The sequence below is a fragment of the Pseudomonas sp. Irchel 3E19 genome, assembly GCF_900187585.1.
Lineage (GTDB): Bacteria > Pseudomonadota > Gammaproteobacteria > Pseudomonadales > Pseudomonadaceae > Aquipseudomonas > Aquipseudomonas baetica.
This window is the reverse complement of the sequence record NZ_FYDT01000025.1, coordinates 60,638-85,490: the sequence shown is the minus strand read 5'-3', so window position 1 is coordinate 85,490 and position 24,853 is coordinate 60,638. Positions and strand designations below refer to the sequence as shown.

Here is a 24,853-nt window from a genome sequence, read left to right as displayed (position 1 = left end):
TCAATCTCTATGTCAGCGGTACAGGGTCATTGGCGCGAAGTATCCGAGCAAAGTTTGCCGGCGGCAACTTATTTAAATCCAGTCGTTAGAGCCTCCAGTCAAGTGCTGATCATTGTCGAACGCAAGGAAGACTGGGCCTCGTATTTTCCCAGCGAAGACATCATCACGGCGCAGCAATACCTCGAGCAAACCCCGGAAAACGAGTCGGGCAAGCGCGTCCAGGTGATCAACTTGTGCCGCAGCTACAAGTATCTCGGCCACGGTTATTACTGCTCGCTGCTGGCCGAGGCGCGGGGGCACAAGGTGATTCCATCGGTGCGCACGATCAGCGAACTGACCAAAAAATCGCTCTATGGTCTGGCGCTGGATGATCTGGATAAAACTCTGGAAAAAGCTCTCAGTCATCACCTTTACAGCGATACCGAAGGCTTTACCCTGACACTTTACTTCGGCAAGACACACATCGAACCGTTGCAGGATCTGGCCCGTCAGTTATTTGAAGTGTTTCCCTGTCCGATTCTGTTAGTTGAGTTTCGCCGAACTAACGGTTGGCACATCGAAGGCATCAAGTCCGGTGCCTTGCACAAGTTGCGCGATGATCAGGAAGATCAGTTTGCCAATGCGCTGGACGGCTTCAGCCGTAAAGTCTGGCGGGTGCCGCGTTCGCCGCAAGTGGCGCGTTATGACCTGGCGATTCTGCACGATCCGCAAGAGGCGTTACCGCCCTCAAACAGCAAGGCGCTGGAAAATTTCATCCGCGTCGGCAAGCGCATGGGCATCGATGTCGAGCTGATCGAACGCAAGGATTACGCGCGTCTGGCCGAGTACGACGGCCTGCTGATCCGCGAAACCACCAGCGTCGACAACCACACCTACCGCTTCGCCAAGAAAGCCGAAAGCGAAGGGCTGGTGGTGATGGATGACCCGGCTTCGATCCTGCGCTGCACCAACAAGGTCTATCTGACGGATCTGCTCAACAGCCATCAACTGGGCATGCCCGCCACGGAAATCCTCTACAAGGAACGACCCGAAGACTTCGAACGGGTCGGCGAGCGCCTGGGGTTCCCACTGGTCCTGAAGATCCCTGATGGCTGTTTCTCACGCGGGGTGATCAAGGTCGAAAGCCAACAGGCGCTGCTCGAAGCCACCGCCGAACTGTTCGAACATTCGGTGTTGTTGCTGGCGCAAGAGTTTTTCTACACCGAGTACGACTGGCGCATCGGCGTGCTCAATCGCAAACCGATCTTCGCCTGCCAGTACTTCATGTCCAAGGGCCACTGGCAGATCTACAACCACAAGGCCAAAGGTCAGGACGTCAATGGCGAGTGTCGCACCCTGGCCATTCACGAAGCGCCGCGGGCGGTGGTGGAGCTGGCCGTAAAAACCGCGAATCTGATTGGCGACGGCCTCTACGGTGTCGACCTGAAACAGGCCGGCGACAAAGTGGTGGTGATCGAGGTCAACGACAACCCGAACCTTGATGCCGGTATCGAAGACGCCTATTTACAGGACGATCTGTATTCACTGGTGCTGGAAGAGTTCGTGCGACGGCTGGAACTCAAACGTCGCGGTCAGGCCTGGTGATGCGCCGATGATCAGCAGTTTTGCCTTGAGGCATGGCGCACTGCAGCGCGTTGAACGGCTGGACGCCGAGGTCATGCTGTTCAGCAATCCCGATGCTGCCGAGCGTGATTTGCTGCACAGCCACTACAAGCTCGATGAACACGCACTGGCCTCGGCTTTGGACCCGGACGAAGTGTCGCGCATCGAATTCCACCCCGACCATCTGTTTCTGATCTGGAAGCGTCCAGAGAACTACTCGGGGGGTGGCAGCCTGGCGTTCGAAGTGTCGTCTTGCGGCTTGCTGTTTTCGCCGGGCCAGTTGCTGGTGATCGCCACCGACGACACGCCGCTGCACGGTATCGGCACGCGCCAGCCGCTGAATGCGCCACTGGATGTATTGCTCGACCTGCTGTTCAACAACATCCATCACTACCTGGGCCACTTGAAGGTGATCAAACTGGTCGCCCGCGAGTTGCAACAAAAATTCAACGCCTCGATGCAAAACCAGCATCTGGTGCAGATGTTCAACCTCAGTGAAAGCCTGATCTATTACATCAACGCCCTGCACAGCAACGGCGCGGTGCTGACGCGCCTGCGCAATCATGCCGAGAAACAGCATTTCAGCAGCGAAGCACTGGGCCTGATCGACGACCTGATCATCGAAAACAACCAGTGCTACAAACAGGCCGAGATCTACTCCACGGTGTTCTCCGGGCTGATCGACGCGCGTGGCAATCTGATGAACAACAGCATGAACAATCTGCTGCGCAAATTGACGCTGATCAACGTGGTGTTTTTGCCGCTCAACCTGATCGCCAGCATCGGTGGCATGTCGGAGTTCAGCATGATGACGGCGGGGACACCGTGGTGGGTGTCGTATCCGGTGTTTCTGGCGGTGATGCTGCTGGGGGCGGGGGGAATTTTGTTTGGCTTGCGGCGATTGGCCAAGTGACCTGTGTGGGTTGACCAGACGCCATCGCTGGCAAGCCAGCGATAGCTCTCTTGATAACAGCCAAAAAACCCGATCAGCTCGCTCGCACAGCTTCAACAGATGCCTTTCTGTCCCGAACCCCACGTACCACCAGATACAACAACGGCCCGATCGACACAAACACCGCCGTCAGCAACAGATACGGAACCACCGACCACACCGACAGCCCACGCGAGCGGGCATCCTTGACCATCCAGATGGCGGCCAGTGTCGCCAGCAAATACAGATCGATCACCACCTGCGCGGTATCCGGGCGCGACATCAGGCTGATCCCGAAATCGATCAACGACTGCTCGGCCTGGAGCATCACTGAAACGGTATAGCCGGTAAATGCGAGCAAAGCCGTGAGGGGCAGGGCGATAGCAATCATGCGTTCATTCCTTGAAGTGCTGAGCAGAATCGCCAGCCTACAACCGCGACGCACAATTGGCCATTGACTTGCCAGCAGCGCGCAGGCTAATTTCAGGCCCATGACTTCCACCGTATTGCGCTGCCAGCCAAGCATTATTACCGCCATTCCTCATTTGGCGGGCTAGCTCACGACTGCAGCACCGAACCCGCCCTAGAGGCGGGTTTTCATTTTCTGTCTCCGGGGTCTTAACCCAAAACGCCTACCCCTGCAGGAGCTGCCGAAGGCTCGGGCCGCTTCTACAGGGGGGGAATCAGGAGACGTCGATGATGAACAATCAGCAAACCCTGCTTGAGCACTATGTAAAGAAGATCCTCGCCGCGCCGGTCTACGACATCGCGGTGCGTACGCCGTTGCAGGCCGCGCCGGCACTGTCCGAAGCGCTGGGCAACCGCATCCTGCTCAAGCGTGAAGACCTGCAACCGACGTTCTCCTTCAAGATCCGCGGCGCCTACAACAAACTGGTGCAGTTGAGCGACGAGCAGAAGGCGCGCGGGGTGATCACCGCGTCGGCGGGCAACCATGCCCAAGGCGTGGCGCTGGCGGCGCGCGAGCTCGGGATCGCGGCGACCATCGTCATGCCCTCCACAACGCCGGAACTGAAAGTCCTTGGCGTACGCAGTCGCGGTGCCGAAGCGCTGCTGCATGGCGAGAGCTTTCCGTTTGCCTTGGCCCATGCGCTGCAACTGGCCGAGCAGACCGGCCGCACCTTCGTGTCCCCCTTCGACGATCCGGACGTCATCGCCGGTCAAGGTACCGTGGCGATGGAAATCCTCCGTCAGCATCAAGGCGCGCTGGACGCGATCTTCATCCCGGTCGGCGGTGGTGGTTTGATCGCGGGCATCGCCGCCTACGTCAAATACCTGCGCCCACAAGTGCGCATCATCGGCGTTGAGTCTGAGCATTCCGCCTGCCTGAAGGCCGCACTGCAGGCGGATGAGCGCGTTGTGCTGCCCAGCGTCGGCACCTTCGCCGACGGCGTGGCCGTGGCGCAGATTGGCGAGTACGGGTTTGAGGTGTGCCGCTTTTGCGTGGATGAGGTGCTTACCGTCAGTAACGACGACCTCTGCGCGGCGATCAAGAACATCTACGACGATACCCGCTCGATCACCGAACCTTCCGGTGCATTGGCCGTCGCCGGGATCAAACAGTACGTGGCGCGAAACGGTGTACGGGATCAGACCTTCGTGGCGATCGACTCCGGCGCCAACATCAACTTCGACAGCTTGCGGCATGTCGCCGAGCGCGCCGCTGCGTGCGGCGTCCCGGCGTAGGAGCACAGGTCATTCCTTAATGGCGGTGCCGACCTTGTCCGACGCAGACCAGATGCGGTAACGCACTTCGACGTCCGACGGCGCATAAACCACCACCGGCAGCTTGCTGTTGTAACGCAGCATGAAGCCGTCGCCGACCACGGGCACGAATGCGCGTTTCTTCTGCGAGCCGGGCGGGCAGGCCATCATCGTGCTCATCGGGCCGATGACTGTTTCCAGCCGGTAGAACGAGTAACCCCAGCCTTCGAGGTTCTTCTCATCCAGCATGCCGCCCAGACGTTGGCGATTGCAGTCAACTTCAAGGGTTTTGCCAGCGAGGATCTCGACCTGAAAGTTCTCTTCCTGATCCTGCTTGGGCAGATGAATGACCTGACGAGTGAAACCGGCTTCAGCCTTGGGATACGGCGCTACATCTTCCAGTTTGCCGGCGTGAGCAAACGTGGACAGGCTGGCGATGATCAGGCCGGTGGTCGCGCAGGCGCGGAAAGAACCCATGGAAGCCTCCTTGCGGGTGTAGTGTGATTGAGGGGCATTCTTACCCTCACGCGCGTCGAATGCAAACCGGCGCCGAGTTGCAATTTGCAGGGCCTGGAAGCCCTGTTCTTGCATTTTGCAACTGGCTAAATGCTGGCCTTGTCGCCAAGTGCTTGATTTTTCAAGGGTCAAAACGATCCGATGGAAGGCACGCTTTATGCGTCTATAGGGTGCAGCGCACCGTGTTCGGGCGCCTACACTCCAAGAGGCATTTCGCCGTCTCACCGTTTGCCGCACCAAGGAAACAGCGGGGACACACCCGTACAGGAGCAGCACGAACGGTCAACGTGAAGAGTTGATTGGCAGTTTCATCAATAAGGAGAGGTTCACCATGTTTCTGTCTGCCTTGGAACTACGCAATATCATTGAAAGCAGTTTTCTGCCTAAACGCTGCCAATGCACGCTGTCGCCAGACCTTTCGATGACCGTCAAAGTCTTCGGTGATCACCAGACCGACCAGGTCGATTTATTGGTTAGCGGCATTGATGCCAGCCATTTGAACGGCTGTCGCGAAATCAACGAACTGATCGCCGGGCTACGCTCGGATCTGGCACGACAAGCGACGCCACATCATTACAGTCCACGATCCCGAGCTCTTTAACGCACCGTTTCACCCAGTTCGACCGTCACGCGCCGGGCCTGCACAAAACCAAGGCCCAGCGCGAACTCGACCACCACCGCGAGCAGAATCCCGGGGCCGGCGTGGCCGTTAAGCCATTCCGCAAAGCCCAGCACCGCCAAACCCAAACAACCGACGATAAAACCGTTGCTCAGGGCATTACGCCCAAGCGAAGGCGGCGCACTGCGCACCAGATAAAACATCACCCCTAATGCTGCAAACAGCACCGCACTGCGCCGCGCGACAAAACCGGCTGCGTCGGAATACGCGATGCTCCAGATCGCCAGCAACATATCGGGGAAAAAGCCCCAGACCAACGCCAAGAGAAAACACAACGAAGAAGTTAGAGTCGACAACGTGCGAAACGACAACTGCATGGCGAATCCTTGCGGCAGTGAGGAAGGGCCTCGAGCATAACCTCGCGAAACACTTCCCGCCTACCGCAAACCCGCAAATCAGAGCTTTCCGTCAGTTCTGATAACTGCACGCGTCAGACAATTTCCGATAACTGATTTCCTCAGGCTTGCCGTTGTTGTCGATGTACTTCATGTCCGCCGTGATCACCTTGCAATCCAGAGTGGGCGGCTCCGTCAGCGAAACGATCTTCGCCACGTGTAACGGCATGCCGTATTCATAAGGCACGGCTTTGGACGTGGCGCTGGTGTCGTTGGCTTGGGCCAAACCGGCGAATGCGGTGCAGGCGAGGGCGGTGGTCAGCAGAAACGGACGAATGTTCATAAGGGAACTCCCGTGTGGCGGTTCTAGAGTTCGGCGAGATTCAGCCAAACCTGCCGCACTGGGCGTCAGCCAAAAGTGCTGAGGGCGTGCGGTTCAGTAGAGTTTTTGACCGCAGCGTTAAGCGATGGTTAACCAGGCTGAATGCCGGCTGTCAGGGAGCGGGGCGATTTCCTGCGCAGGCAGGCCGGATTCCTACAAAGACAGATGCCTTGTCTGCTTTCGGCGGCTGGAGCGGGGCAGTTATGGTTTGGTGTCGCTGCAAAATCAGCGATTCGGGTTTGGTCACCTGAGCACTACACCATTGCAGATGTGCCATCATTTGCGTTGCGGACATCTATGTCTTCGCAGTGCACTGTTATGGCGGCTGTGTGCAGGGCGCCTTCGGGCGAGCTGAGTTTTGGTGTTGTCTCGGTTGACCAATCCTGCACGCGGCCGCCTCCCACTGTTTGGTCACGGTGCTGGCGGTTACTTTCGAAAAAATCGAGTAATCAAAATGCCAATAATTAATCCGCTCCCCAACCGCTACATCCCCCTCAACAGCGGCGTCACTGAAAGCGCGCCCCTGGTCATCGATACTGAAGCCAACCCCAAAGACATCCTCGAAGCCGCCGTCCAGCGCGTCCGCGCCTCGGCCGACCTGCTCGAAACCCTGCATTGTCTCTGCTTCAAACACGCCGACGTGCAGGACATTCCGCACATTACCCATGCGCTGTACCTGCTAACGCAGGATGGCAATAATTTGCTGCAGGTGGCGCAGCAGCAGATGTTGAATTGGAAGGCGCCGGTATAAAGGCTGGTTGCACGCTCTAGCATTCACGGGCGGAAGCGTTTTTCTGCCCGTGCTTACGTTGGTGTGGCTCGATGAGTTAAAGGGCAGGCTTTTCAGCAGGAAAAGGATCAAACGGGCTAATCAAGTCAGGGGCCCATTTCAGCTCGACAATATTTCCGGGCAGAAAACGAACGTGCAAATAAGAATCTCCGCGTTCTCGGCGAGGGAGCGGCAAGATGACCTCATGGTTTTCTTTCTGCACGCCTTGCCTGAACTGTTCGCCTGTCCGGCTGAGTATCCAAGAGACGCGAACCGTTTTCCCCTCGATACGTTGGCAGCACATACCCCCACCACCGCCCATTGCAAACAGATTGCCACCCCAGAAATCATTTACCCAGAAACTGAAAATTGGACGATTCGTGTAGTTTTCTGAAGTCAGCATGGCGCCGGGCGTACGGAGTAGGGCGAGGAGCTTGGGAGTGGCGGGCAAGTTCGGCTTTGGTCAGAAAGCAATGTTTTTTCTTGGTTCTGCATAAAAATCCTTATTCATTACAGCCAGGATACACGGTGCACTCATGTCCATCTTGTTTGAAAGTTCTAAATTGAGGCGGTGTTGTGCATAACTCTTCTCTTCCAGAGTTCCATCTCCCGGTACAAGGTTTCCAGCCGTTAGGAACTTTTACCCAGTAGCGTAAGTAGCTGGGTGCTTCATCATTTGACAGCTTGAGTGTCACATGGATCGTCTTATCAGTAATCGCTTTTTTTGAAAAGGATCCGCCTGGTTTGCGACGCTGTAAACGACTCTCTGGAATTTTCCATTCAGGATCTGCAGCAGAACACGATAATAACTTCTCAATCTGATCTTTCTTGGCTTTAGCGGTGCTTATCTGAAAACTCCAAGCACAGAGACCTCTTTGCTCGATTAGATCCGGGTAAGGTGTCGCGTTACTGTCTGTGCTTTCGGTCTTGATAGAAAGCCCACCCGCCATCTCCAAACCATGATCCCAAGCGTCCGACCCATACGTGGCATTAACTTCGTAGCTCACCCTCGTTAGCTCCATCGAGCAATCCGCAATGTGAAACTCTAATGGAACGTCTGTAGACACCGTCTGTTCAATGTCTTTCGCGTCGATCGTATTTGATTTCTGTTGTTGACGGGTCACTGAACCACCCAAACCAGAGCTGTATACTTGACAGGTTTCACCCTGCTTAGGTGAATACTGAGCTTTTGAAGTAAAGTCAAATTTTGCAGGAACAGTGGCAATCAGCGTGAAATGCTCTCTGCTGTAGTAACTCGTCGCACCCTCAACAGAGTCCTTCGCTATCTGTCCAGCAAAACTGCATGCACCAATCAACGGTAATACTAGGAAAAATGCAGCTTGAGCGCTGTTAGAAAAGTATTTGCTACTCATTAATGGCTTCCTACTCAACACCTTTTTTGCGTCTTTCAGGTTCGTCATGCTGAACAAGCCCAAAGGCGTGCCCTTGGCATCAGAAAGACTGACTTCACGCAGCGGGAAGCCGGGTTTTACCATGCGGTCGACTGGCTTTGGCTGAAACGCCTCTGCATCCCAAATCAAGTGACGTCCTATTTTCGAAGCCTTCACATTGTTCTGAGCAGTGATTACACTTTCGTAGAACCTCCCCTAAATAATACTGCGACTCCACGTTTCCGGATGTTGCTTCTTTTTCAAGTTCGGGAACGGCTGAGTCGAATTTAAGTTGGTTGTATAAAATCACTCCCTTGGTCCGTTCGTTGCTTTCTGGGGTCGCCGAACTGATTCCAGTGTAGCTCGAAAGTACCATTGCAAAAATCAAACTAGATACTCGCACTGCTTTTAGTAGCCTAGCTTGTCAGGGAAAAATGAAAGAGGCGGGTGGTTGGCCTTCCATGTTTTGGCGAGTTCTTTTGCCATTGTCACCTGCTCTTTGGTCATTTTTTTTTCTATGTCGGGAAGAGTGTCGTTGACGTCACGAATTACATTGCCACCGCCATTAAGCTCCAACAGATTTGACAGTAGAGCATATGATTTTATCGGGTCAAATTCGAAACCGTATTTCGATTTTTCTTCGCCTATGTATGACGCATATCCAAAAACCCCTTCTACATAGCCTGTTTCAGCAGCTTTTTCGTTCCAGCTTCTGAAAGAAGCTAAATCTTTATTTTTTATCATAAGTGCGGCTAAACCCATCATTGCGCGAGGGTAACCATTTTCAGCCGAAGCTTTCATCCATTTTTCGATTGCTTGCGAGCGCCTTGAAGGCAATAAGAAAGAGCCATTACCCTCCTGGTAATTCGTCGCTAGCCGAAACTGAGCAAAGGGAAAACCGTTTTCTGCTGATTTCACTAACCAGTCATCGTTCCCCGTCATGTCATATAACAGGTACATTGATTCGGCATCTCCTTGCGTTGCTCGCTGAACTGCTAATTCTTTCGCTCGAATTACCCAGTTGCTGGAAGTGTCTTTTCCTTGGGGACAGTTTTTCATAGCTACACACAAGTCTTCTTCGACTCTTCCTAGGCGAATCATAGAATATATATTCCCCTTTGTTGCCGAGTTCTCGTACGCTTTTTGCGCCGCCGGGGTCATATGCCTGCTATTTTTTCTTATTGCTTCGCCGAGATAATAAAGAGCTTCGTCATCTCCGCCTTCGGCTGCTACTTCCAGGAACTCAATTGCGGAAATAGCTTTGTATTGATTATAAAGTTCGATTCCTTTCTGCTTTGCCTCCTGTTGTTGGGGCGTGAGTGCTGCGTGCGCAGTTGCACATACCAACAGAAGAATAGCGTGAATAAATTTTAGCGGTAAATTTGATTTTACTTTCAATTTGATGCGCTCGCTGGAGGCAAATATTTTATGGATGTCTTCGGAATATAACTGTTTTCACCCATTACGATTTTACAAGCGCCATCAATTCGCAGGCCTAAAAGTTCTGAGTTTTCCTTGTAGCGTGCTCTTGCTTTATTTCCCCTTGGATCGGTAAAGCTTAGTACAGGGTCACTCATGAATGCATCGAGAGAGTGACGGTTCTCGCAGTATTTCTGACCGATGTCAACGGGCTCGACTCCAAACTGATTCATGCAGGCACATGCTAGCTCAAATTGTTTTTGAGCTTCTTCAAGCGTGCCTTGTTCTTTCGCATTAACGACTATGTGGTCGATTATTATCCCAATTGCCCGTTGTTGAGCTAAATGTGCTTCTTCTCTTGGGTATGTTCGCTTGCTCAAACTAGAAGAGGAGTCGCTTTCTGGTGCGCGAGTGTCAATTGAGAATTTTTCAGGGTTCGCCATAAGGGTCATTAGAATGGGGCCAAGCGCAGATGGTGTTGCTTGAATTACCCAGCTTCTTAATTCATCTGGGTTTTGATATTCAACAATTGTGTGAGCGATTGGTCCACCTTTTCCTCCTCTGGTCATGGTCTCATATAAACTCATAACCAAATCCCAACCCATGAGATAGGCCGTTTCTACATTAAGCCCGGTAGCGCCTAATACGTTCAGAGCGGAGGCGAATTTTCCTGCTTCAGGATCCATCCACTCAACTGTTCGCCCTTTAGTCTTATGAAGTTCTTTGCGATACAAATTGATAAGGTCAACTACTGCCTCATATCCAACTTCAAATTTAAAGCTACCGTTAGCGCCAGGACCCAGCACGACCGCCGCTTTCAAGTTGAGAATAAATCGCCCTTTATCCAGAGAAATCTGCGCCGTTCCCTGAAAGCCTACACCTAACGCAACACCTACAGAGCCACTCAGTTTTGCGAGGGTTAGCCATGGATTCGCGCTTTTCGCGTCTTTGGCGCTACCAATGCCCATTGTTGGAGCGGTGCGCAAGGCGACGAGGTCTTTTGGCGGTGCCCAGTTTAGTGCCCCGGTGAGTTCGATGGCGGCTTGCAAGCCTCCAAAAATATTGAAGTTGGCTTTTGCACCGTTTTCGACTTGCACTTTGGCGAAGCGGCCGCCTCGCAGTTGATCTGTGCTCTTGGAATCGGTGTAGGTGGCGGATTTCGACTTGTGCTCAAGATCGGGAGTAGGGCTGTCGTCACCGCTGTCCGCCTTGGCTTGTTTGGCGGCTGCGTGATCGGCGCGTTCTTCTTTTGCGGAAGCGTCTTCACGCTGTGCGCGTTTTACAGGGCTCAGCGACGCACCGTACTTTACGTTGCCAAAGATCGGGTTTAACTCGACGCTGCCGGCTAACAGCAACGACGCTCCAGCGTAGCCCCATGCTTTCACGCCAAAGTGGAAGGAGAAGCGGCCGAAATTCATTTTTTGCGGGCTGCCGTCCAGGAAGTAATCAAGCGTGATGTCTTGAGCACTGGCTTTTGCAGGCATGTCGACTTTCATCAACTGAACTTCGCCACGGGCCAGGTCCAGGCTCAAACCCATCTCGCCAGATATCTGGAAGCCCTCGGCGGCGGACATTTTCGGGCCTTCGAGCTTCACTTCACCGTGAATACTTGGCTGCGGAGGTGTCAGGCAGCGGACTAATTGAGCCTGAGGACTGTTATCAAACAGTCTTACTTTGCCGCGTACACTTTTCTGGAACACCAGTTGCTGAAGATGCTTGCCCCAGTTCGTCAGGGCTGCGTCGTCTTCAAGTTCAGTGACCTCATAGCCTTGTTTTTTCAAGTAAGCGTAAAAGTCTTTAGCTTGAAACCAGCCTTTTTTGTCGAAACAGTCGCCAACCTGATCACTGAACTTTATGGCGCCCTGGTCTTGCAGCCATTGGCGGAACGAGCTGATTTCACTGTTTTTATCGGAGCCTTCAGTAGCATCAGCAGGCACGCTTTTACCGACTTTTTTTACCGCAGCGGTCGCATTTTTTGAATCTTCCTTCATGATCTTTTTTGCGTCTTTCAGGTTCGACATGCTGAACCAGCCTAAGGGCGTGCCCTCGGCATCCGAAAGACTGACTTCACGCAGAGGGAAGCCGGGTTTAACCATGCGATCGACTGGCTTTGGCTGGAACTCTTCCGGCTCCCAAATCAAGTGCAGCCCTCGCTCTGCGGCCTTCACATTGTTCTGAGCTGTGGTTTGCAGGTCGTCCTTGATTTTCTGTAAGCGGTCCCATTCGGCACGCTCTACATCAACCAAGCCCGCCGGCGCTTGGGCGTTTTGGCCTGTGGCTTCGATCCAGCGTTTGTATTTTTCCTGAAGCTGTGCGGTTACTTCCGATTGTTTTTTCTCGGTGTCCAGATACAGCTTGAATTGCTCAATGCCTGACGGAAGGCCATCGCTGATCAGAGCGAACTCCGGGAGCGCGATACCATATTCCGACGCTTTGATAATGGTCTCAGTGTAATCATGGTAATCAAGCGCATCGGCGTTTTTGTGTAGCGTGTAAACATACCCGACGAGATCGGCGGTGCAGTCATTCATACCGCTGCAGATGTTTTCGTAACTTTTTTTCTTTTCCGCCAAGGCTTTGGCAACGTCGTCCTGTGCAATCTGCTTGAAGTTTTTGTTGCTGAGGAGTTTCTTGCGAGCCTCCAGATAAGCTTGCACGCGTGCGCGCGCTTCAATCGCCTCTTTGGAGTACAGCGAGCCACTTTCGTAGGTGTAGCCTTCCAGCTTCGCAGCTGCTACCGCTTCTTTTTTCAGCGCATGCCACTCAGCCCTCTGCTTGTAAAAGTCGGCATAGGCTTTGTGGACTTCCTGGTCAGTAGCCAGGTCTGCCGTTAGACGGTCCAGGCGCGATTGCGGGGTGTCCTCTTGTGGAGACTGTGCAGGAGCCGCTGCTGGTTTGTTTCCGTTAGCTTCGTTTTGCCTCTTTTTGGCGGTGGCGGGATCGATTTCGATCTCATCTCCCATCGCTTCAAATTCTTCCATACGGGTACGCTTCGCGCCCGTGAGGAAGTTGCTCAACTTGGGCTCAAGGAAGTATTCGAGCAAACCCGATTCCTGTAGCCCATTCAGGCGTGCATCACGTGGTTTGCTGGAGGCAATCAATTTATCCAGCGCGAACATCGATTCTTTGATGGCAGACTTTGCCCGCTCAGGGAGCAGCCAGAACTCTTGCTCCTCAGTTGCATAAATAGCGCTGGCAAACTTTTTAGAGCAAGGAGGTGCGTGAGGCTTGAAGGTTTTTGAGGCGCTATCTGGGGCGTCCTTCACGGGATCCAGTTCAACCAGATCTTCAGCAGAGCACTGAGTTGCGGGTTCTGAGGTTGCCTGTGCAGGGGCCTCATGCGCAGCGGGCGATTGAGCGGCGGGCGTGGCGGCCGCTTGCGCGCTCTTCGGTACGCTCAAATTCCATCCGACTTTGACGTTGTCCGGATTGGTAATGAAGGGGTTGAGCTGGCGGAGTTGAGCCACGGTGCTGTTGTAGCGCGAAGCGATTTGGTCCAGGGTTTCGCCGGGCATGACGGCGTGATTCGTGATTTCCATGGTGATTCCGTTCTGATGTCGCGTCGCCTTAATGTTGGGCGACGGCGGCTGATTCCAGGAGCCGATCTACTTTGATAAACGACTCGTCCTTTGACTGCAGGATCGCCATGATCTCAGGCTGTGTTTCGAATAGCGGACCGTTCACGGCATGGCCAAGCTTGAGCAGGTGATCACCGTCATAAATATTGCTTTTGAGCAGCAGATCGAGGTTGTCGGCGATATCGTTCAAGCGTTCATCACTTGGCTTGTCGAATGCCGCGTATTCCTCATCCACCCAATAAACCCATCCCAGGCGCGCTTGAACTTGCGCGGCGGTCTGAGGAAGATTGAATGGCGCTCTATCATCGAGCCATGTTGATTTTTCTTTGGCAATCCATGAAAGCCAGGGTCCACGTTGTTGGCCGAAATGCATTGGCGCAGGGGAGTAGACGGCGCTCCAGCAACCCAATAATTGATCAAAGGTTTCATCGGCGGTGTAAGCCAACGCCCCCCACAAGCTCGGTTTATGGAAGCTCAACAAACTCTGGCCTCCGGAGCCGTCGTTGGCTCTGAGTAGCCAGCGCGCGTGAGCCAAGGCCTTTTCAGGATCAGGGGTTGAGATCGCAATTCCCGAAAAGCGTTCCTCACAAAGTTTGGCAGCTTCGACGGCCACTTTGCTGCCCTTGGGCGCTACCAGCCAAAAGGGGCCATCAGGCATCTCTGCGAAATCTGTTGAGAAAAACAACTCTTGGGAAACAACCGGTTCGCCTGTTCGGTAGAGGCGAACCAAGGCTTCTGGCTGAAGACCTCGGTCGATGATGAAACATAGCGACTCGCTGGCCGCCGGCAGGTCTGAAAAGTTGTAGCGAGGCTCTGCCAGCAGAACGCTCAGCGTTTTTACATGCATGTGCAATCCTTACGGCTGCAAGCGCCGTTACTCTGTTTGCCGCACAACGGGGTGATACCTGATTCATTCAGGCGGACGGGGAGTGGTGCTTTGCCAGCCTTATCCGCATCCGCCACTTTCATCGGCCCCGGCAGCAACGGCGCAGCAGGCGTACCAACCCCCGGCGCACCACCGGTATTAATCTTCACCTCAGCGCCACTGATCGTGACACCGCCAGCATCAACCTTCACAAAACTCCCACCCGCCTTGGCGGTCAGCTCCATGCCACCCTCAACCACAACCTTGTCGCCTGCGTAGTAATGAATCTCCGTCCCCGCCTCAACAAACTGCGCCGTCCCCACCTTCACATGCTGCGTCACCGCAACTGTCAGATGATCATCCGCCCGCATCTCGCTAATCCGATCCAGATGCGTAATCCGGTGTTCCTCAACCTTGAACTCACTCAGTGTATTGGCTTCAACGGTGTCATGCCGCTCATTGCCGACCCGAATCTTCTGGTCGTGCTCGATGTTTTCGTCCCAGTCGCGCTGGGCGTGGATGTAGATCTGTTCCACACCCTTTTTGTCTTCGATGCGAAATTCGTTGTAGCCCTTGCCACCCGGGGAGCTGAGGGTTTTGAAGGTGCTGCGGGTCTTGTTTGCCGGCAGGTCGTAGGGGACGACGTTTTCCTTGTGGTACAGGCAGCCGGTGACGAGGGGCTGGTCGGGGTCGCCTTCGAGGAAGGTGACGAGGACTTCCATGCCGATGCGCGGGATGGCGATGCCGCCGTAGGCGGCGCCGGCCCAGCCGCTGGCGACGCGCATCCAGCAGGTGGTTTTGTCGTCGGACTGGCCGTCGCGGTCCCAGTGGAACTGGACTTTGATGCGGCCGTACTGGTCGCAGTGGATTTCTTCGCCTTGCGGGCCGGTGACGATGGCGGTCTGGCTGCCGAGGACTTTCGGTTTCGGGTGTTCGAGGGCAGGGCGGTAGTGCGCGTCCCACGGGGTGGCGAGGAAGCTGTTGCGGTAGCCCTGGTGGAAGTCGCTTTTGTTGTCGGTGACGTCGCTGGTGACGTTTTCGCCGAGCACTTGCGGCTGTTTGCCTTCGTGAAGCACCTCCAGCAGCAACCACATATCGTTCCACTCGGCGCGCGGGTGTTCGGCGAGGGTGAGGAAATGGCCGCTGGTGAGGGTCGGCTCGTCACCTTTGCCTTCGGCGAGTTTGTAGTCGCTGCGATGGCGTTCCAGCGCGCGGGTGCTGAGGAACTTGCCGCGCTCGCGGGTGGTGAAGCGGCCGGGGTAGTCGTAGTCCTCAAGGTCCGGGGCGAACTCGGTTTTGACCGCGCCTTCGGGCAGGATCTGCGGTTTTTCGAAGTCGTAGTCGCGGCGGCTGACGCGGGTGGTGCGGGTTTCCAGGCGCAGGTTGAAACGCTTGATCACCGGTTTGTCGGCGCTCATGCCGGAGTCTTGCTGGTAGCTCACGGCTTTGAGTTTGCGGAACACCGTTTGGTCGTCGCCGAACACCAGTTTGTGGCCGCTGCTGCTGTGCTGGAAGTGGAAGTGAATGCCTTCCTCTTCGCATAGGCGCTGGATGAAATGCAGGTCGGACTCGTCGTACTGCACGCAGTAATCGCGCTCCGGGTATTCGGCGCTGAGCTGGAAGCTGTAGGCGTCGGCAAGGATGCCGCGATCTTCCAGCACCTTGGCGATGATCTTCGGCACCGTGAGCTGCTGGAAAATCTGCTGATCGTGGTTGTGCCGCAGGTACGCCAGTTGCGGCACCAGGCTGATGCTGTAGCGGGTCAGGGTCTTGCCGGAGTCGCCTTGCTCGATGCGATAGACCAGGCCATGAATCTTGCCTTCGCCGGTGGCGCCGAAGGTCAGCACGCCGGGCTTGTGCAGCAGCTCTTCGAGTTTCAGGTCGGGACGGGCGCTGACCAGTTCGAGGTCAAAACGGAACGGTTCGTTGAGGGCTTCGCGACCGGTGAAGCTGAGGACTTGCAGGTCGGCGTTGGCACCTTCTAGCGTGAGGATGATGTGGGTTGCGTTGGCGTCCAGCATGCCTTGAATTCCGTCCGTTGAATAAGCAGGGGACGGATGATGGAGGATTAGACCGCCTCGTTCAAGGCGCAAATGGCCTATGCAGAGGGGCTGCGGTGCATAAGGGAATCCCTTAGGCGGGCCTTTGGGGCCAATGAAACCGGGCGTTTGCTGGGTTTGTACGAGAACAGTTTGCGCGCGATCAACTGGCCATGCGCTGAAGAATTGCCGGTCAGTTTCAGACTAAAGTCGCCTGTGGCACGTCAAAGCCATCTGCCATCATTGCAGCTCACCCCTGCGTGTCCACTTCCTCCCGGCTCATTTTGATCTGGGGCGGAAGCTATTTTTCTGGCTTGTTGCGCGCTTGCGCAAACGCTGCATTGTTGGAGTTTTTCATGCGTCCCCCATTTCCCCTCACCACCGCGCGCCAGTCGTTTGGCTTCGGAGCCTTTGTGCTGTGCGCCGGTTTTACCGCACAGATTCAGGCCAGCGGGTTCCTTGAAGACACAACGGCGAAAATCGAATCGCGCACGGTGTATTTCAACCGCGATTTCCGTGACGGGCACACGTCCAGTGATCAGGGCGGATCAAAGCGCGAAGAGTCGGCACAGGGCTTTATCTTCAATCTGCAATCGGGTTACACCGAGGGCACGGTGGGTTTCGGTATCGATACGCTGGGCATGCTCGGCTTGCAACTCGATTCCAGCCCTGACCGCAGCAATAGCGGCTTGCTGCCATCGAGCGGCAGCGACCCGCGCGGTTCGAAAGGCCAGTACGCCAAGATGGGCCTGACGGCGAAAGTGAAGGTCTCGGACACCGTGCTGAAGTACGGCGCGCTGCTGCCGGATCTGCCGCTGTTGAAATACAACGACGGCCGTTTGCTGCCGACGATGTTCAACGGCGCGATGCTCACTTCAAAGGAAGTGAAGGATCTGACCTTTATGGCGGCGCGTCTGGACAAGTACACCGCGCGTGATTCCACCGACTCGCAAGACATCCGCGTGCACTGCAAGAACAAGCGCTATGCGTGCAACACCACCGTCGACCATTTCGACATGTACGGCTTTGATTACAAGATCAATGATCGTCTGACGGCGCAGTATCACTACGCGGAACTTGAAGACATCTACCGTCAGCACTTCGTGGGGCTGCTGGGCAATCAGCCGCTGGGCAGCGGTGTGTTGAAGGCCGATCTGCGCTTGCTGAAAAGTGCCGACAGTGGGAATGCAAAAGCCGGTTCCATCGACAACCGTGCGTTGAGCGGCATGCTGTCTTACGCCATCAGCGGCCACACGTTCAGTGGCGGCTGGCAGCGCATGAACGGCGATAACTCGATGCCGTACCTCGATGGCAGCAACCCGTATCTGGTCAACTATGTGCAGGTCAACGACTTTGCCGCCGCGCAGGAACGTTCCTGGCAACTGCGTTACGACTATGACTTCAAGGCGATCGGCATCAACGGTCTGAGTTTCCTGACCCGCTACGTGAACGGTGATCACATCAAGGTGTTGGGCAGTGATCAGGAAGGTAAAGAGTGGGAGCGTGACAGCGAGTTGAAGTACGTGATTCAGACCGGCACGTTCAAGGATGTGAGTCTGCGTTTGCGTAATGCGACTTACCGGACGAACTATGAGAAGTTCGCCCGGGATGTGGATGAGACGCGGGTGATTGTGAGTTATAGCTTTTCGGTGTTGTAAGCCCTAGATGTGCTTCGCTTGATCCGGCGCTTTCGCGAGCAGGCTCGCTCCCACAGGGGATCTTCAATGAACACAGATTTTGTGTACACCTGGGAGACCTGTGGGAGCGAGCCTGCTCGCGAAGGCGTCCTTACAGCCAATGCCAGAAGCGGCTCCAGAAACCGCGATTCAAATCCTCTTTGCAGCCGGCATATTGCCGGGCATACGTATCGGAACGTGCCTGCACCTTGCGTGCCGTCGGCATCAGCCAGGCTTTGCTGGCGTAAGTCTTGTTGCGATAGCCGCCCCAGCCTTCGTGGTAGTTGAGGTACTGGCCGTAGGCGTCGTATTTGTAGACGCCGTTGATCGACGTGGTTTTGTCCATGTACCAGCCGACGAAGTCGATGGCGTCGTCGAAGTCTTCGCGGTCGGCCCAGTTTCGGCCAGTGCTTTTCTGGTAGTCGGACCAGACTTCATCCTTGGCCTGCGCATACCCGGAAGCGGTGGACACGCGACCCCACGGAATTACCCAGAGCAAGTATTTACGCGGGGTCTTGGCGTCGTAGCGGTAGCCGGATTCCTGATACATGATCGCGAAGGGCACCTGGATCGGTACGCCCCAGCGCTTTTGTGTGACTTGCGCGGCGTCGTACCAATCGCTTTTCTCCCGGAAGATCTCGCAAATGTCTTCAGGCGAGCGGGGCGGCGAGGTGCCGCAACCCGTCAACAGTCCCGCGAGTATCAGTAGTCCAACCGTCTGCCCTGAATTCAAAAGCCGTCATCCCGTCATGCGCAAAAAGGGCGACAGTCTACGCGCTCAGGTCAATTGCTGACGATAGGGCAAATCCGGACCGGTCTTGCTGCACGTCAGCGCTGCGGCTTGTACGGCGAATTTGAGCATGGCGTCGATCTGCTCGCGACCGAGTTGCTGCACGCCGTCGACCGAGTCCAGACCGTGTTCTGTCAGCCAGGTGATCAGCGCGGCCTGGAAGGTATCGCCGGCGCCAACGGTATCGGCGATCTTCACCGAACACGCCGGCACCGACCATGAGCCATGGGCGCGACTGAACACGGTTGCGCCTTCGCCGCCACGGGTCAGGAACACAATCTGGCAGCGGTGTTCGAGCCAGCCGTCGATGACGCGCTGCGGATCCTGTTCTGGATACAACAGGCTCAAGTCTTCGTCGCTGACTTTGATCAGGTCGGCCAATTGCACCAGCGTGGCGATGCGCTCGCGCCACAGGTCGATATTCGGCTCGGGATTGAGGCGTACGTTGGGGTCGAGGCTGATCAGGCGTTTGCCGCTTTCACGCTGGACCAGGGCCAGCAGCGTGTCGGCAATCGGTTGCACCACCAGCGAAAACGAACCGATGTGCAAACCGCGCACTTCAGGGCCAAGTGTCGGCAGGTGGGCGACGCTCAATTGCCGATCCGCGCAACCTTCGCCGCGAAAGCTGTAATGCGGCGAGCCGTTGGCGCCAACTGCGACCATCGCCAGCGTGGTCGGCGCAGCGAAATCCACCAGATAGTCCGGCCGTACACCTTCCTCCTGCAGGACTTGCTGCAAGCGGCGGCCGAGGTAGTCGGTGGACAGCCCACCGAACAAAGCCGAGTCCACGCCCAGGCGGCGCAAACCCACAGCGACGTTGAACGGCGAGCCGCCGGCAATCGCCTTGAAATTCACTTTCGAGGCCAGACCGCTGGCGTCGTCTTCGCTGAAGAAATCAAACAGGGCTTCGCCACACACCAAATACATAATTGTTTGCTCTTTATAGGGTTGCGACATGCTGTTGATAGCGTTCATAAGCCTGCTGAAACGCCGCGACGTTGGCGGCGATCGGCAGGGTTTCACTGCTCGGGTCGAGGGTCACGCAGCGCTGGCAGAGGTCGGCCAGTGTGTCTTCGTGGCCGTTCGACCAGGATTTGCACCACGCCGCCTGAATCGCCGCGCCCAAGGCAGCGGCTTCGCTGTGTTCGGTGCAGATCACCGGGGTGTCCATGGTGTCGGCGACGATCTGCCGCCACACCGCGCTTTTCGAACCGCCGCCGATCAGGCAAATGCTGCGGCTTTGTAAACCATTCTGGCGCAGTAAATCCAGTCCGTAGCGCAAGCCGAAGGTGGTGCCTTCGACGGCGGCGCGGCATAGATTGGCCTGGGTCAGGTTGTCCAGCGTCAAGCCGTGCAGGCTGCCGGTGGCATGGGGCAGGGCGGGGACGCGCTCGCCGTTGAGGAACGGCAGCATGCTCACGCCTTCGGCGCCGATGGGCGCTTGAGCGACAAGAGCGTTGAACTGGACGAGGTCGAGGTCGAACAGGTCGCGGATCGCGCCGGTGGCATTGGTCAGGTTCATCGTGCAGATCAGCGGCAGCCAGCCGCCGCTGGAGGAGCAGAAGGTCGCGACCGAGGCGTCCGGGCTGACTTTCGGTGCGTCGGCGTAGGCGTACACGGTACCGGAGGAGCCGAGGCTCATGGTGATCGCGCCGGGCTGAATATTGCCGGTGCCGATGGCGCCCATCATGTTGTCGCCACCGCCGCTTGCGACCAGCGCATTGCGGTTGATGCCGAGGTGCTCGGCGATGGTGGGCAGGATCGTGCCCACCGCCTGGTGTGCATCGATCAGCTCCGGCAGCGCCGCTTGCAGGCGTCCGCTGCTGTCGATGTCGCGCAACAGCTGCAAATCCCATTGGCGGGTGCGCACGTTGAAATAGCCGGTGCCGGAGGCGTCGCCGTATTCGCTGCACGCCCGGCCGGTGAGCCAGAAGTTCAGGAAGTCGTGAGGCAGCAGAACGCGGGCGATACGCGAGAACACATGCGGATGTTGCTCTTTGGTCCACAGCAGTTTGGAGACGGTGTAGCCGGGCGCGATGACCACGCCAAGGCGTTCCAGCGAGCCTTTTTCACCGCCCAGATGGCTGAGCAGTCGCTCGTTTTCGGCGGTGGTTTCGGTGTCGCACCAGAGCTTGGCCGGGCGCAATACCTGGCCTTGATCGTCGAGCAGCACCAGGCCGTGCTGCTGGCCGGAAACGCCGATACCGAGGATCGACTGGCCGTCGACCTGCGCCGCCAGCAGCGCCTGACGGGTGGCGAGGGCGAAGGCGTCCAGCCATTGATGCGTGTCTTGTTCGCGGCGGCCATTGGCACCACTGATCATCGTGTGCGCAGCGGCGCCCTGGCCGAGCACCTGACCGCTGGCGGCGTCGAGGATGATGGCTTTGCTGCCTTGGGTGCCGCAGTCGATGCCGAGGAAGAGTTGTCGGGTTGTCACAGTAAGATCCTCAGGGTGTCAGTTCCATCCGGGTGACGCCATTCGCGAGCAGGCTCGCTCCCACATTTTGAAATGCGTTCCCCTGTGGGAGCGAGCCTGCTCGCGAAGGCTTCAGTCGCATCACCGCTTCAATCAAGCCAACACCCGTTCCAGCGTCCGAGTCACGCCCACTTCCCGCAAACTCTCACAGCACCACTCAAACGCCGCCACAAACGCTGCCGAACGCGGTATCGCCGTGCCGAAAATCTCCTCCACCGCTAGCAACCGATCAGTCATCAACGCATCGTCCGCCACCAACGCCTGACAAAACGTCGCCCGCGGATCCGGGATCGAGTACGTATCGCCATTCTCATCCACACCCTTCAAATACAGCGCCCAGGCTGCCACCACCAGTGCCGCACGTTTGGTCTCACGCCCATCGGCAATCAACCGATTGATCGTCGGAATGGTGAACTTGGGAAACTTCGACGACCCATCCGAACACACCCGCTCCAGTTGATCGGCAATCGCCTGATTGGAGAAGCGCGCCACCAGCGTGTTTTTGTAATTGGTCAAATCGATGCCCGGCACCGGCGCCAGTTGCGGCGTTACATCCAGGTCCATGTAAGCGCGCATGTAGCGCACGAACAGCGGGTCATTCATGGTCTCGTGAACAAAACGATAGCCCTTCAAAAAACCCAGATAGGTCAGCGCCAGGTGGCTGCCGTTGAGCAGTTTGATCTTCATCTCTTCATAGGGAGAAACATCGTCGGTGAACTGCACGCCGACCTTTTCCCAGGCCGGGCGGCCGTTGACGAACTTATCTTCCAGCACCCACTGCACAAACGGTTCGCAGACCACCGGCCAGGCATCGTCTACACCGTGCTTGTCCGCCAGTTGCAGGCGATGCGCGGTACTGGTCATGGGCGTGATGCGGTCGACCATAGCATTGGGGAAGCTGACGTTCTGCTCAATCCAGTCGCGCAAGCCTTCGTTTCGCAGTGCAGCGAACGCGAGTAACGCTTTGCGGGTCACCGCGCCATTGTGCGGCAGGTTATCGCAGGACATCAGCGTGAATGCCGGAGTGCCCGAGCCACGGCGCTTTTCCAGTGCCGCACAGAGGAAACCGAAAACGGTTGTCGGTGCCTCCGGATGCTCCAGATCGTGTTGGATCTGCGGCAGGTGCGCCATGAATTCGCCGGTACTGTCGTCAATGCAATAACCACCTTCCGTGATGGTCAGCGAAACAATGCGAATCTGCGGATCGGCAAGCCTGGCGATCAGCGCCTGCGCACCGTCCTCGGCCAGCAGCATGTCGCGAATCGCGCCAATCACTCGCACTTCGGTATCGTCGCTGTCACCCAGCTCAAACAGGGTGAACAGGTAATCCTGTTCCTTGAGATCGTCGCGGGCGCGACGGTCTTCGGCGCGCAGGCCGACCCCGCAAATTGCCCAGTCGAGCGCTTCGCCGGTGTTCATCAGGGCGTCGGTGTAATACGCCTGATGCGCGCGATGGAAACCGCCGACGCCGATGTGTGCAATGCCTTGGCGCGTGTCGCGCAGGCTGTAGGCCGGCAGTTGCACTTGGGTGGCGAGGCGATGCAGATTTTGTTGGTTCAGTTTCATTGGGCAAGTCTCGAAAATCAGGCCGCCGCACGCAGCGGGCGGGTCAGCGCCACGCCGTCGGCGTCGAACAGATGGCAATGGGTTGCGTCCAGATGCAGGCTCAGCTGTTCGCCGTAACGGCTCGCCAGATCACCGCGCACGCGCATGGTCAGGGCTTCGCCGGCGCTGGTGGTGACGTGGCAGAAGGTGTCGCTGCCCAGTCGCTCGCTGACATCGGCGGTGACTTGCAGGGTGCAGTCGCCCGGTTGCGCCAGTTCCAGATGTTCCGGGCGAATGCCCAGTGTCACGGCGCTGCCGACGCTGAGGCTGGCCGCGTTCAACGGCAGGGAGATGCGGGTGCCGGCATCGAGCGAAACTTCGCAGCCATGGCTGTCGACCCGGGCAATCTTGCCCTTGAGGAAACCCATTTTCGGCGTGCCGAGAAATCCCGCGACGAACAGGTTGGCCGGCTGGTGATACAGGTCCAGCGGCGAGCCAACCTGTTCGATCTTGCCGCCATTGAGCACCACGACTTTGTCGGCCATGGTCATCGCTTCCACCTGATCGTGGGTTACGTAGATCATGGTCGCTTGCAGGTCTTTGTGCAGGCGCAGCAGTTCCAGGCGCATTTGCACCCGCAGCGCGGCGTCGAGGTTGGACAGCGGTTCGTCGAACAGGAAGATTTTCGGGTTGCGCACAATGGCGCGGCCGATGGCCACGCGTTGACGTTGACCACCGGAGAGCTGCTTCGGCTTGCGCTCCAGCATCGGCCCCAGTTCGAGAATACGCGCCGCCTCGCCGACCTTTTTCTCGACCTCGGCTTTCGGCACTCCCGCCAGATCGAGCGCAAACGACATGTTCTTTTTCACGGTCATGTGCGGGTACAGCGCGTAGGTCTGGAACACCATCGCCAGATCGCGTTTCGCCGGGCTGACTTCGGTGATGTCGCGGCCATCAAGTTCGATGGTGCCGCCGCTGACTTCTTCCAGGCCGGCGATCAGCCGCAGCAGGGTGGATTTGCCGCAGCCGGACGGGCCGACGAAGACCACGAATTCCTTGTCGTTCACTTCAAGGTCGATGCCCTTGATGATGGAAAAGCCTTCGAAGCCTTTTTGCAGATTCTTGATTTTCAGGTTGGCCATGATGATGGGCCTCCGCAATTTATTATTGGGTTAAACCAGATCGGCTTTTCTGTGGGAGCGAGCCTGCTCGCGAAAGCGGTGGCTCAGGCACCTTTTGCACCGGATGTGCCGACGCCTTCGCGAGCAGGCTCGCTCCCACAAGGGAATGCGTTGAGTTAGAGATATTCATTTCACGGCGCCGAACGACAGGCCGCGCACCAGTTGTTTCTGGCTGATCCAGCCGAAGATCAGGATCGGCGCACAGGCCAGGGTCGAGACCGCCGACAACTTGGCCCAGAACAATCCTTCGGGACTTGAGTAGGAGGCGATCAGCGCGGTCAGTGGCGCGGCTTTCGAGGAGGTCAGGTTCAGCGACCAGAAGGCCTCGTTCCAGCACAGGATCAGCGACAGCAGCACCGTTGAGGCGAGGCCGCCCTTGGCAATCGGCAGCAGCACGCGGACCATTTCCTGCCACAGTGTGGCGCCATCAAGACGTGCGGCCTCGAGAATGTCTTTGGGGATGTCCTTGAAGTAGGTGTAAATCATCCAGACCACGATCGGCAGGTTGATCAGCGTGTAGATCACGATCAATGAAATGCGCGTGTCGAGCAGGCCGAAACTCTTGGCCAGCAGGTAGATGGGCATCAGCACGCCGACCGGTGGCAGCATTTTGGTGGAGAGCATCCACAGCAACGTGCCTTTGGTGCGCTGGGTTTCGTAGAACGCCATCGAGTAGGCCGCCGGCACGGCGATCAACAGGCACAGCGCGGTGGCGCTGAAGGAAATCACCACCGAGTTCCAGGCGAAACTGAAGTAATCGCTGCGCTCATTGATGTGCAGGTAATTCTCCAGCGTCGGCGTGAAGATGAACTGCGGCGGTGTGGCGAAGGCGTCGATTTCGGTTTTGAAACTGGTCAGCACCATCCAGAAGATCGGGAAGAAAACCACGATCGCGATGGCCCAGGCCAGGGTGCCGAGCAGCAGGCTTTGCAGCCGACGAGATTGTTGGAGAGTCAT

Annotated in this window: 21 protein-coding genes and 1 pseudogene; 6 read left to right on the top strand and 16 right to left on the bottom strand. The window is 56.6% G+C overall.

Features of this window, described 5'->3' with window-relative positions; translation table 11 throughout:
- Window positions 1-9: 9 nt before the first annotated feature.
- Together CKW18_RS17015 and CKW18_RS17010 are read left to right on the top strand one after the other, a co-directional pair.
- Window positions 10-1,584 carry a RimK family protein gene (locus CKW18_RS17015; protein ID WP_095189859.1) on the top strand — a complete coding sequence of 525 codons (1,575 nt, stop codon included), beginning with the start codon at window positions 10-12 and terminating at the stop codon, window positions 1,582-1,584.
- 7 nt (window positions 1,585-1,591) lie between these two features.
- Window positions 1,592-2,515 carry a magnesium transporter CorA family protein gene (locus CKW18_RS17010; RefSeq protein ID WP_095189858.1) on the top strand — a complete coding sequence of 308 codons (924 nt, stop codon included), beginning with the start codon at window positions 1,592-1,594 and terminating at the stop codon, window positions 2,513-2,515.
- 73 nt (window positions 2,516-2,588) lie between these two features.
- Here the strand turns inward: CKW18_RS17010 and CKW18_RS17005 are convergent, their stop codons facing one another.
- On the bottom strand, window positions 2,589-2,924 hold the full coding sequence (locus tag CKW18_RS17005; RefSeq protein WP_095189857.1) for a DUF2834 domain-containing protein: 336 nt from the start codon (window positions 2,922-2,924) through the stop codon (window positions 2,589-2,591).
- Between the two features lie 305 nt (window positions 2,925-3,229).
- Between CKW18_RS17005 and ilvA the strand changes: the two are divergent.
- Window positions 3,230-4,213: pseudogene (gene ilvA / locus CKW18_RS17000) on the top strand (threonine ammonia-lyase, biosynthetic); the annotation flags it as partial.
- Window positions 4,214-4,246: 33 nt separating this feature from the next.
- Here the strand turns inward: ilvA and eco are convergent.
- Window positions 4,247-4,732, bottom strand: a complete 486-nt coding sequence (gene eco / locus CKW18_RS16995) for a serine protease inhibitor ecotin (RefSeq protein ID WP_095189856.1) — start codon at window positions 4,730-4,732, stop codon at window positions 4,247-4,249.
- A 370-nt stretch (window positions 4,733-5,102) separates the two neighbouring features.
- On the opposite strand from eco, the gene CKW18_RS16990 reads away from it, so the two are divergent.
- Complete coding sequence (locus tag CKW18_RS16990) at window positions 5,103-5,372, top strand: DUF1652 domain-containing protein (RefSeq protein WP_095189855.1); 270 nt, start codon at window positions 5,103-5,105, stop codon at window positions 5,370-5,372.
- On the opposite strand, the gene CKW18_RS16985 is transcribed toward CKW18_RS16990, so the two are convergent.
- Both CKW18_RS16985 and CKW18_RS16980 read right to left on the bottom strand, forming a co-directional pair.
- Entirely contained in the window at window positions 5,369-5,767 is a 399-nt protein-coding gene (locus tag CKW18_RS16985; protein WP_095189854.1) for a hypothetical protein, read from the bottom strand. The two genes, CKW18_RS16990 and CKW18_RS16985, sit on opposite strands and share 4 nt — an antisense overlap.
- Window positions 5,768-5,858: 91 nt before the next feature.
- Window positions 5,859-6,128 carry a DUF2790 domain-containing protein gene (locus CKW18_RS16980; protein WP_095189853.1) on the bottom strand — a complete coding sequence of 90 codons (270 nt, stop codon included), beginning with the start codon at window positions 6,126-6,128 and terminating at the stop codon, window positions 5,859-5,861.
- A gap of 493 nt (window positions 6,129-6,621) precedes the next feature.
- Between CKW18_RS16980 and CKW18_RS16970 the strand changes: the two genes are divergently transcribed.
- Window positions 6,622-6,918 (top strand): hypothetical protein, encoded by a 297-nt coding sequence (locus tag CKW18_RS16970; RefSeq protein ID WP_095189852.1) that lies wholly within the window; start codon window positions 6,622-6,624, stop codon window positions 6,916-6,918.
- A gap of 76 nt (window positions 6,919-6,994) precedes the next feature.
- Here CKW18_RS16970 and CKW18_RS16965 read toward each other — a convergent pair whose 3' ends face one another.
- The 6 genes from CKW18_RS16965 to CKW18_RS16940 form a co-directional block, all read right to left on the bottom strand.
- The gene (locus CKW18_RS16965; RefSeq protein WP_095189871.1) at window positions 6,995-7,339 is read right to left on the bottom strand and encodes a DUF3304 domain-containing protein; all 345 of its coding nucleotides are present in this window, start codon (window positions 7,337-7,339) and stop codon (window positions 6,995-6,997) included.
- Between the two features lie 100 nt (window positions 7,340-7,439).
- Window positions 7,440-8,477, bottom strand: coding sequence for a hypothetical protein (locus CKW18_RS16960; RefSeq protein WP_256586992.1), 1,038 nt, complete (start codon window positions 8,475-8,477; stop codon window positions 7,440-7,442).
- Between the two features lie 258 nt (window positions 8,478-8,735).
- On the bottom strand, window positions 8,736-9,725 hold the full coding sequence (locus CKW18_RS16955; protein WP_256586991.1) for a tetratricopeptide repeat protein: 990 nt from the start codon (window positions 9,723-9,725) through the stop codon (window positions 8,736-8,738).
- Entirely contained in the window at window positions 9,722-13,285 is a 3,564-nt protein-coding gene (locus tag CKW18_RS16950; RefSeq protein WP_095189851.1) for a LysM domain-containing protein, read from the bottom strand. The genes CKW18_RS16955 and CKW18_RS16950 overlap by 4 nt, the downstream gene beginning before the upstream one ends.
- A gap of 28 nt (window positions 13,286-13,313) precedes the next feature.
- Window positions 13,314-14,171, bottom strand: a complete 858-nt coding sequence (locus CKW18_RS16945; protein ID WP_095189850.1) for a DUF4123 domain-containing protein — start codon at window positions 14,169-14,171, stop codon at window positions 13,314-13,316.
- A complete protein-coding gene (locus tag CKW18_RS16940) occupies window positions 14,162-16,210 on the bottom strand; it encodes a type VI secretion system tip protein VgrG (protein WP_095189849.1) in 2,049 nt (682 codons plus the stop codon). The genes CKW18_RS16945 and CKW18_RS16940 overlap by 10 nt, the downstream gene beginning before the upstream one ends.
- A 374-nt stretch (window positions 16,211-16,584) precedes the next feature.
- Here CKW18_RS16940 and CKW18_RS16935 point away from each other — a divergent pair, with 374 nt between their 5' ends.
- On the top strand, window positions 16,585-17,886 hold the full coding sequence (locus CKW18_RS16935) for an OprD family porin (RefSeq protein WP_095189848.1): 1,302 nt from the start codon (window positions 16,585-16,587) through the stop codon (window positions 17,884-17,886).
- Window positions 17,887-18,016: 130 nt separating this feature from the next.
- On the opposite strand, the gene CKW18_RS16930 is transcribed toward CKW18_RS16935, so the two are convergent.
- The 6 genes from CKW18_RS16930 to CKW18_RS16905 all read right to left on the bottom strand — a co-directional run bounded on the left by CKW18_RS16930 (window position 18,017) and on the right by CKW18_RS16905 (window position 24,853).
- Window positions 18,017-18,637, bottom strand: coding sequence for a hypothetical protein (locus CKW18_RS16930; RefSeq protein WP_095189847.1), 621 nt, complete (start codon window positions 18,635-18,637; stop codon window positions 18,017-18,019).
- A 45-nt stretch (window positions 18,638-18,682) separates the two neighbouring features.
- On the bottom strand, window positions 18,683-19,621 hold the full coding sequence (locus CKW18_RS16925) for a carbohydrate kinase (RefSeq protein WP_095189846.1): 939 nt from the start codon (window positions 19,619-19,621) through the stop codon (window positions 18,683-18,685).
- Window positions 19,622-19,634: 13 nt separating this feature from the next.
- Window positions 19,635-21,131 (bottom strand): xylulokinase, encoded by a 1,497-nt coding sequence (gene xylB / locus CKW18_RS16920; protein ID WP_095189845.1) that lies wholly within the window; start codon window positions 21,129-21,131, stop codon window positions 19,635-19,637.
- Between the two features lie 132 nt (window positions 21,132-21,263).
- Window positions 21,264-22,736: a mannitol dehydrogenase family protein gene (locus CKW18_RS16915; RefSeq protein WP_095189844.1), complete on the bottom strand. Its 1,473-nt coding sequence runs from the start codon at window positions 22,734-22,736 to the stop codon at window positions 21,264-21,266.
- A 17-nt stretch (window positions 22,737-22,753) separates the two neighbouring features.
- On the bottom strand, window positions 22,754-23,857 hold the full coding sequence (locus CKW18_RS16910; RefSeq protein WP_095189843.1) for an ABC transporter ATP-binding protein: 1,104 nt from the start codon (window positions 23,855-23,857) through the stop codon (window positions 22,754-22,756).
- A 165-nt stretch (window positions 23,858-24,022) separates the two neighbouring features.
- On the bottom strand, window positions 24,023-24,853 hold the full coding sequence (locus CKW18_RS16905) for a carbohydrate ABC transporter permease (RefSeq protein ID WP_095189842.1): 831 nt from the start codon (window positions 24,851-24,853) through the stop codon (window positions 24,023-24,025).

What these genes read in the sequence shown, in the direction of transcription:
- CKW18_RS17015 (WP_095189859.1), top strand. Translation starts at nt 10, where the DNA reads ATGTCAGCGGTACAGGGTCATTGGCGCGAAGTATCCGAGCAAAGTTTG.
- CKW18_RS17010 (WP_095189858.1), top strand. Translation starts at nt 1,592, where the DNA reads ATGATCAGCAGTTTTGCCTTGAGGCATGGCGCACTGCAGCGCGTTGAA.
- CKW18_RS17005 (WP_095189857.1), bottom strand. Translation starts at nt 2,924, where the DNA reads ATGATTGCTATCGCCCTGCCCCTCACGGCTTTGCTCGCATTTACCGGC.
- eco (WP_095189856.1), bottom strand. Translation starts at nt 4,732, where the DNA reads ATGGGTTCTTTCCGCGCCTGCGCGACCACCGGCCTGATCATCGCCAGC.
- CKW18_RS16990 (WP_095189855.1), top strand. Translation starts at nt 5,103, where the DNA reads ATGTTTCTGTCTGCCTTGGAACTACGCAATATCATTGAAAGCAGTTTT.
- CKW18_RS16985 (WP_095189854.1), bottom strand. Translation starts at nt 5,767, where the DNA reads ATGCAGTTGTCGTTTCGCACGTTGTCGACTCTAACTTCTTCGTTGTGT.
- CKW18_RS16980 (WP_095189853.1), bottom strand. Translation starts at nt 6,128, where the DNA reads ATGAACATTCGTCCGTTTCTGCTGACCACCGCCCTCGCCTGCACCGCA.
- CKW18_RS16970 (WP_095189852.1), top strand. Translation starts at nt 6,622, where the DNA reads ATGCCAATAATTAATCCGCTCCCCAACCGCTACATCCCCCTCAACAGC.
- CKW18_RS16965 (WP_095189871.1), bottom strand. Translation starts at nt 7,339, where the DNA reads ATGCTGACTTCAGAAAACTACACGAATCGTCCAATTTTCAGTTTCTGG.
- CKW18_RS16950 (WP_095189851.1), bottom strand. Translation starts at nt 13,285, where the DNA reads ATGGAAATCACGAATCACGCCGTCATGCCCGGCGAAACCCTGGACCAA.
- CKW18_RS16945 (WP_095189850.1), bottom strand. Translation starts at nt 14,171, where the DNA reads ATGCATGTAAAAACGCTGAGCGTTCTGCTGGCAGAGCCTCGCTACAAC.
- CKW18_RS16940 (WP_095189849.1), bottom strand. Translation starts at nt 16,210, where the DNA reads ATGCTGGACGCCAACGCAACCCACATCATCCTCACGCTAGAAGGTGCC.
- CKW18_RS16935 (WP_095189848.1), top strand. Translation starts at nt 16,585, where the DNA reads ATGCGTCCCCCATTTCCCCTCACCACCGCGCGCCAGTCGTTTGGCTTC.
- CKW18_RS16925 (WP_095189846.1), bottom strand. Translation starts at nt 19,621, where the DNA reads ATGTATTTGGTGTGTGGCGAAGCCCTGTTTGATTTCTTCAGCGAAGAC.
- CKW18_RS16915 (WP_095189844.1), bottom strand. Translation starts at nt 22,736, where the DNA reads ATGAAACTGAACCAACAAAATCTGCATCGCCTCGCCACCCAAGTGCAA.
- CKW18_RS16910 (WP_095189843.1), bottom strand. Translation starts at nt 23,857, where the DNA reads ATGGCCAACCTGAAAATCAAGAATCTGCAAAAAGGCTTCGAAGGCTTT.
- CKW18_RS16905 (WP_095189842.1), bottom strand. Translation starts at nt 24,853, where the DNA reads ATGACTCTCCAACAATCTCGTCGGCTGCAAAGCCTGCTGCTCGGCACC.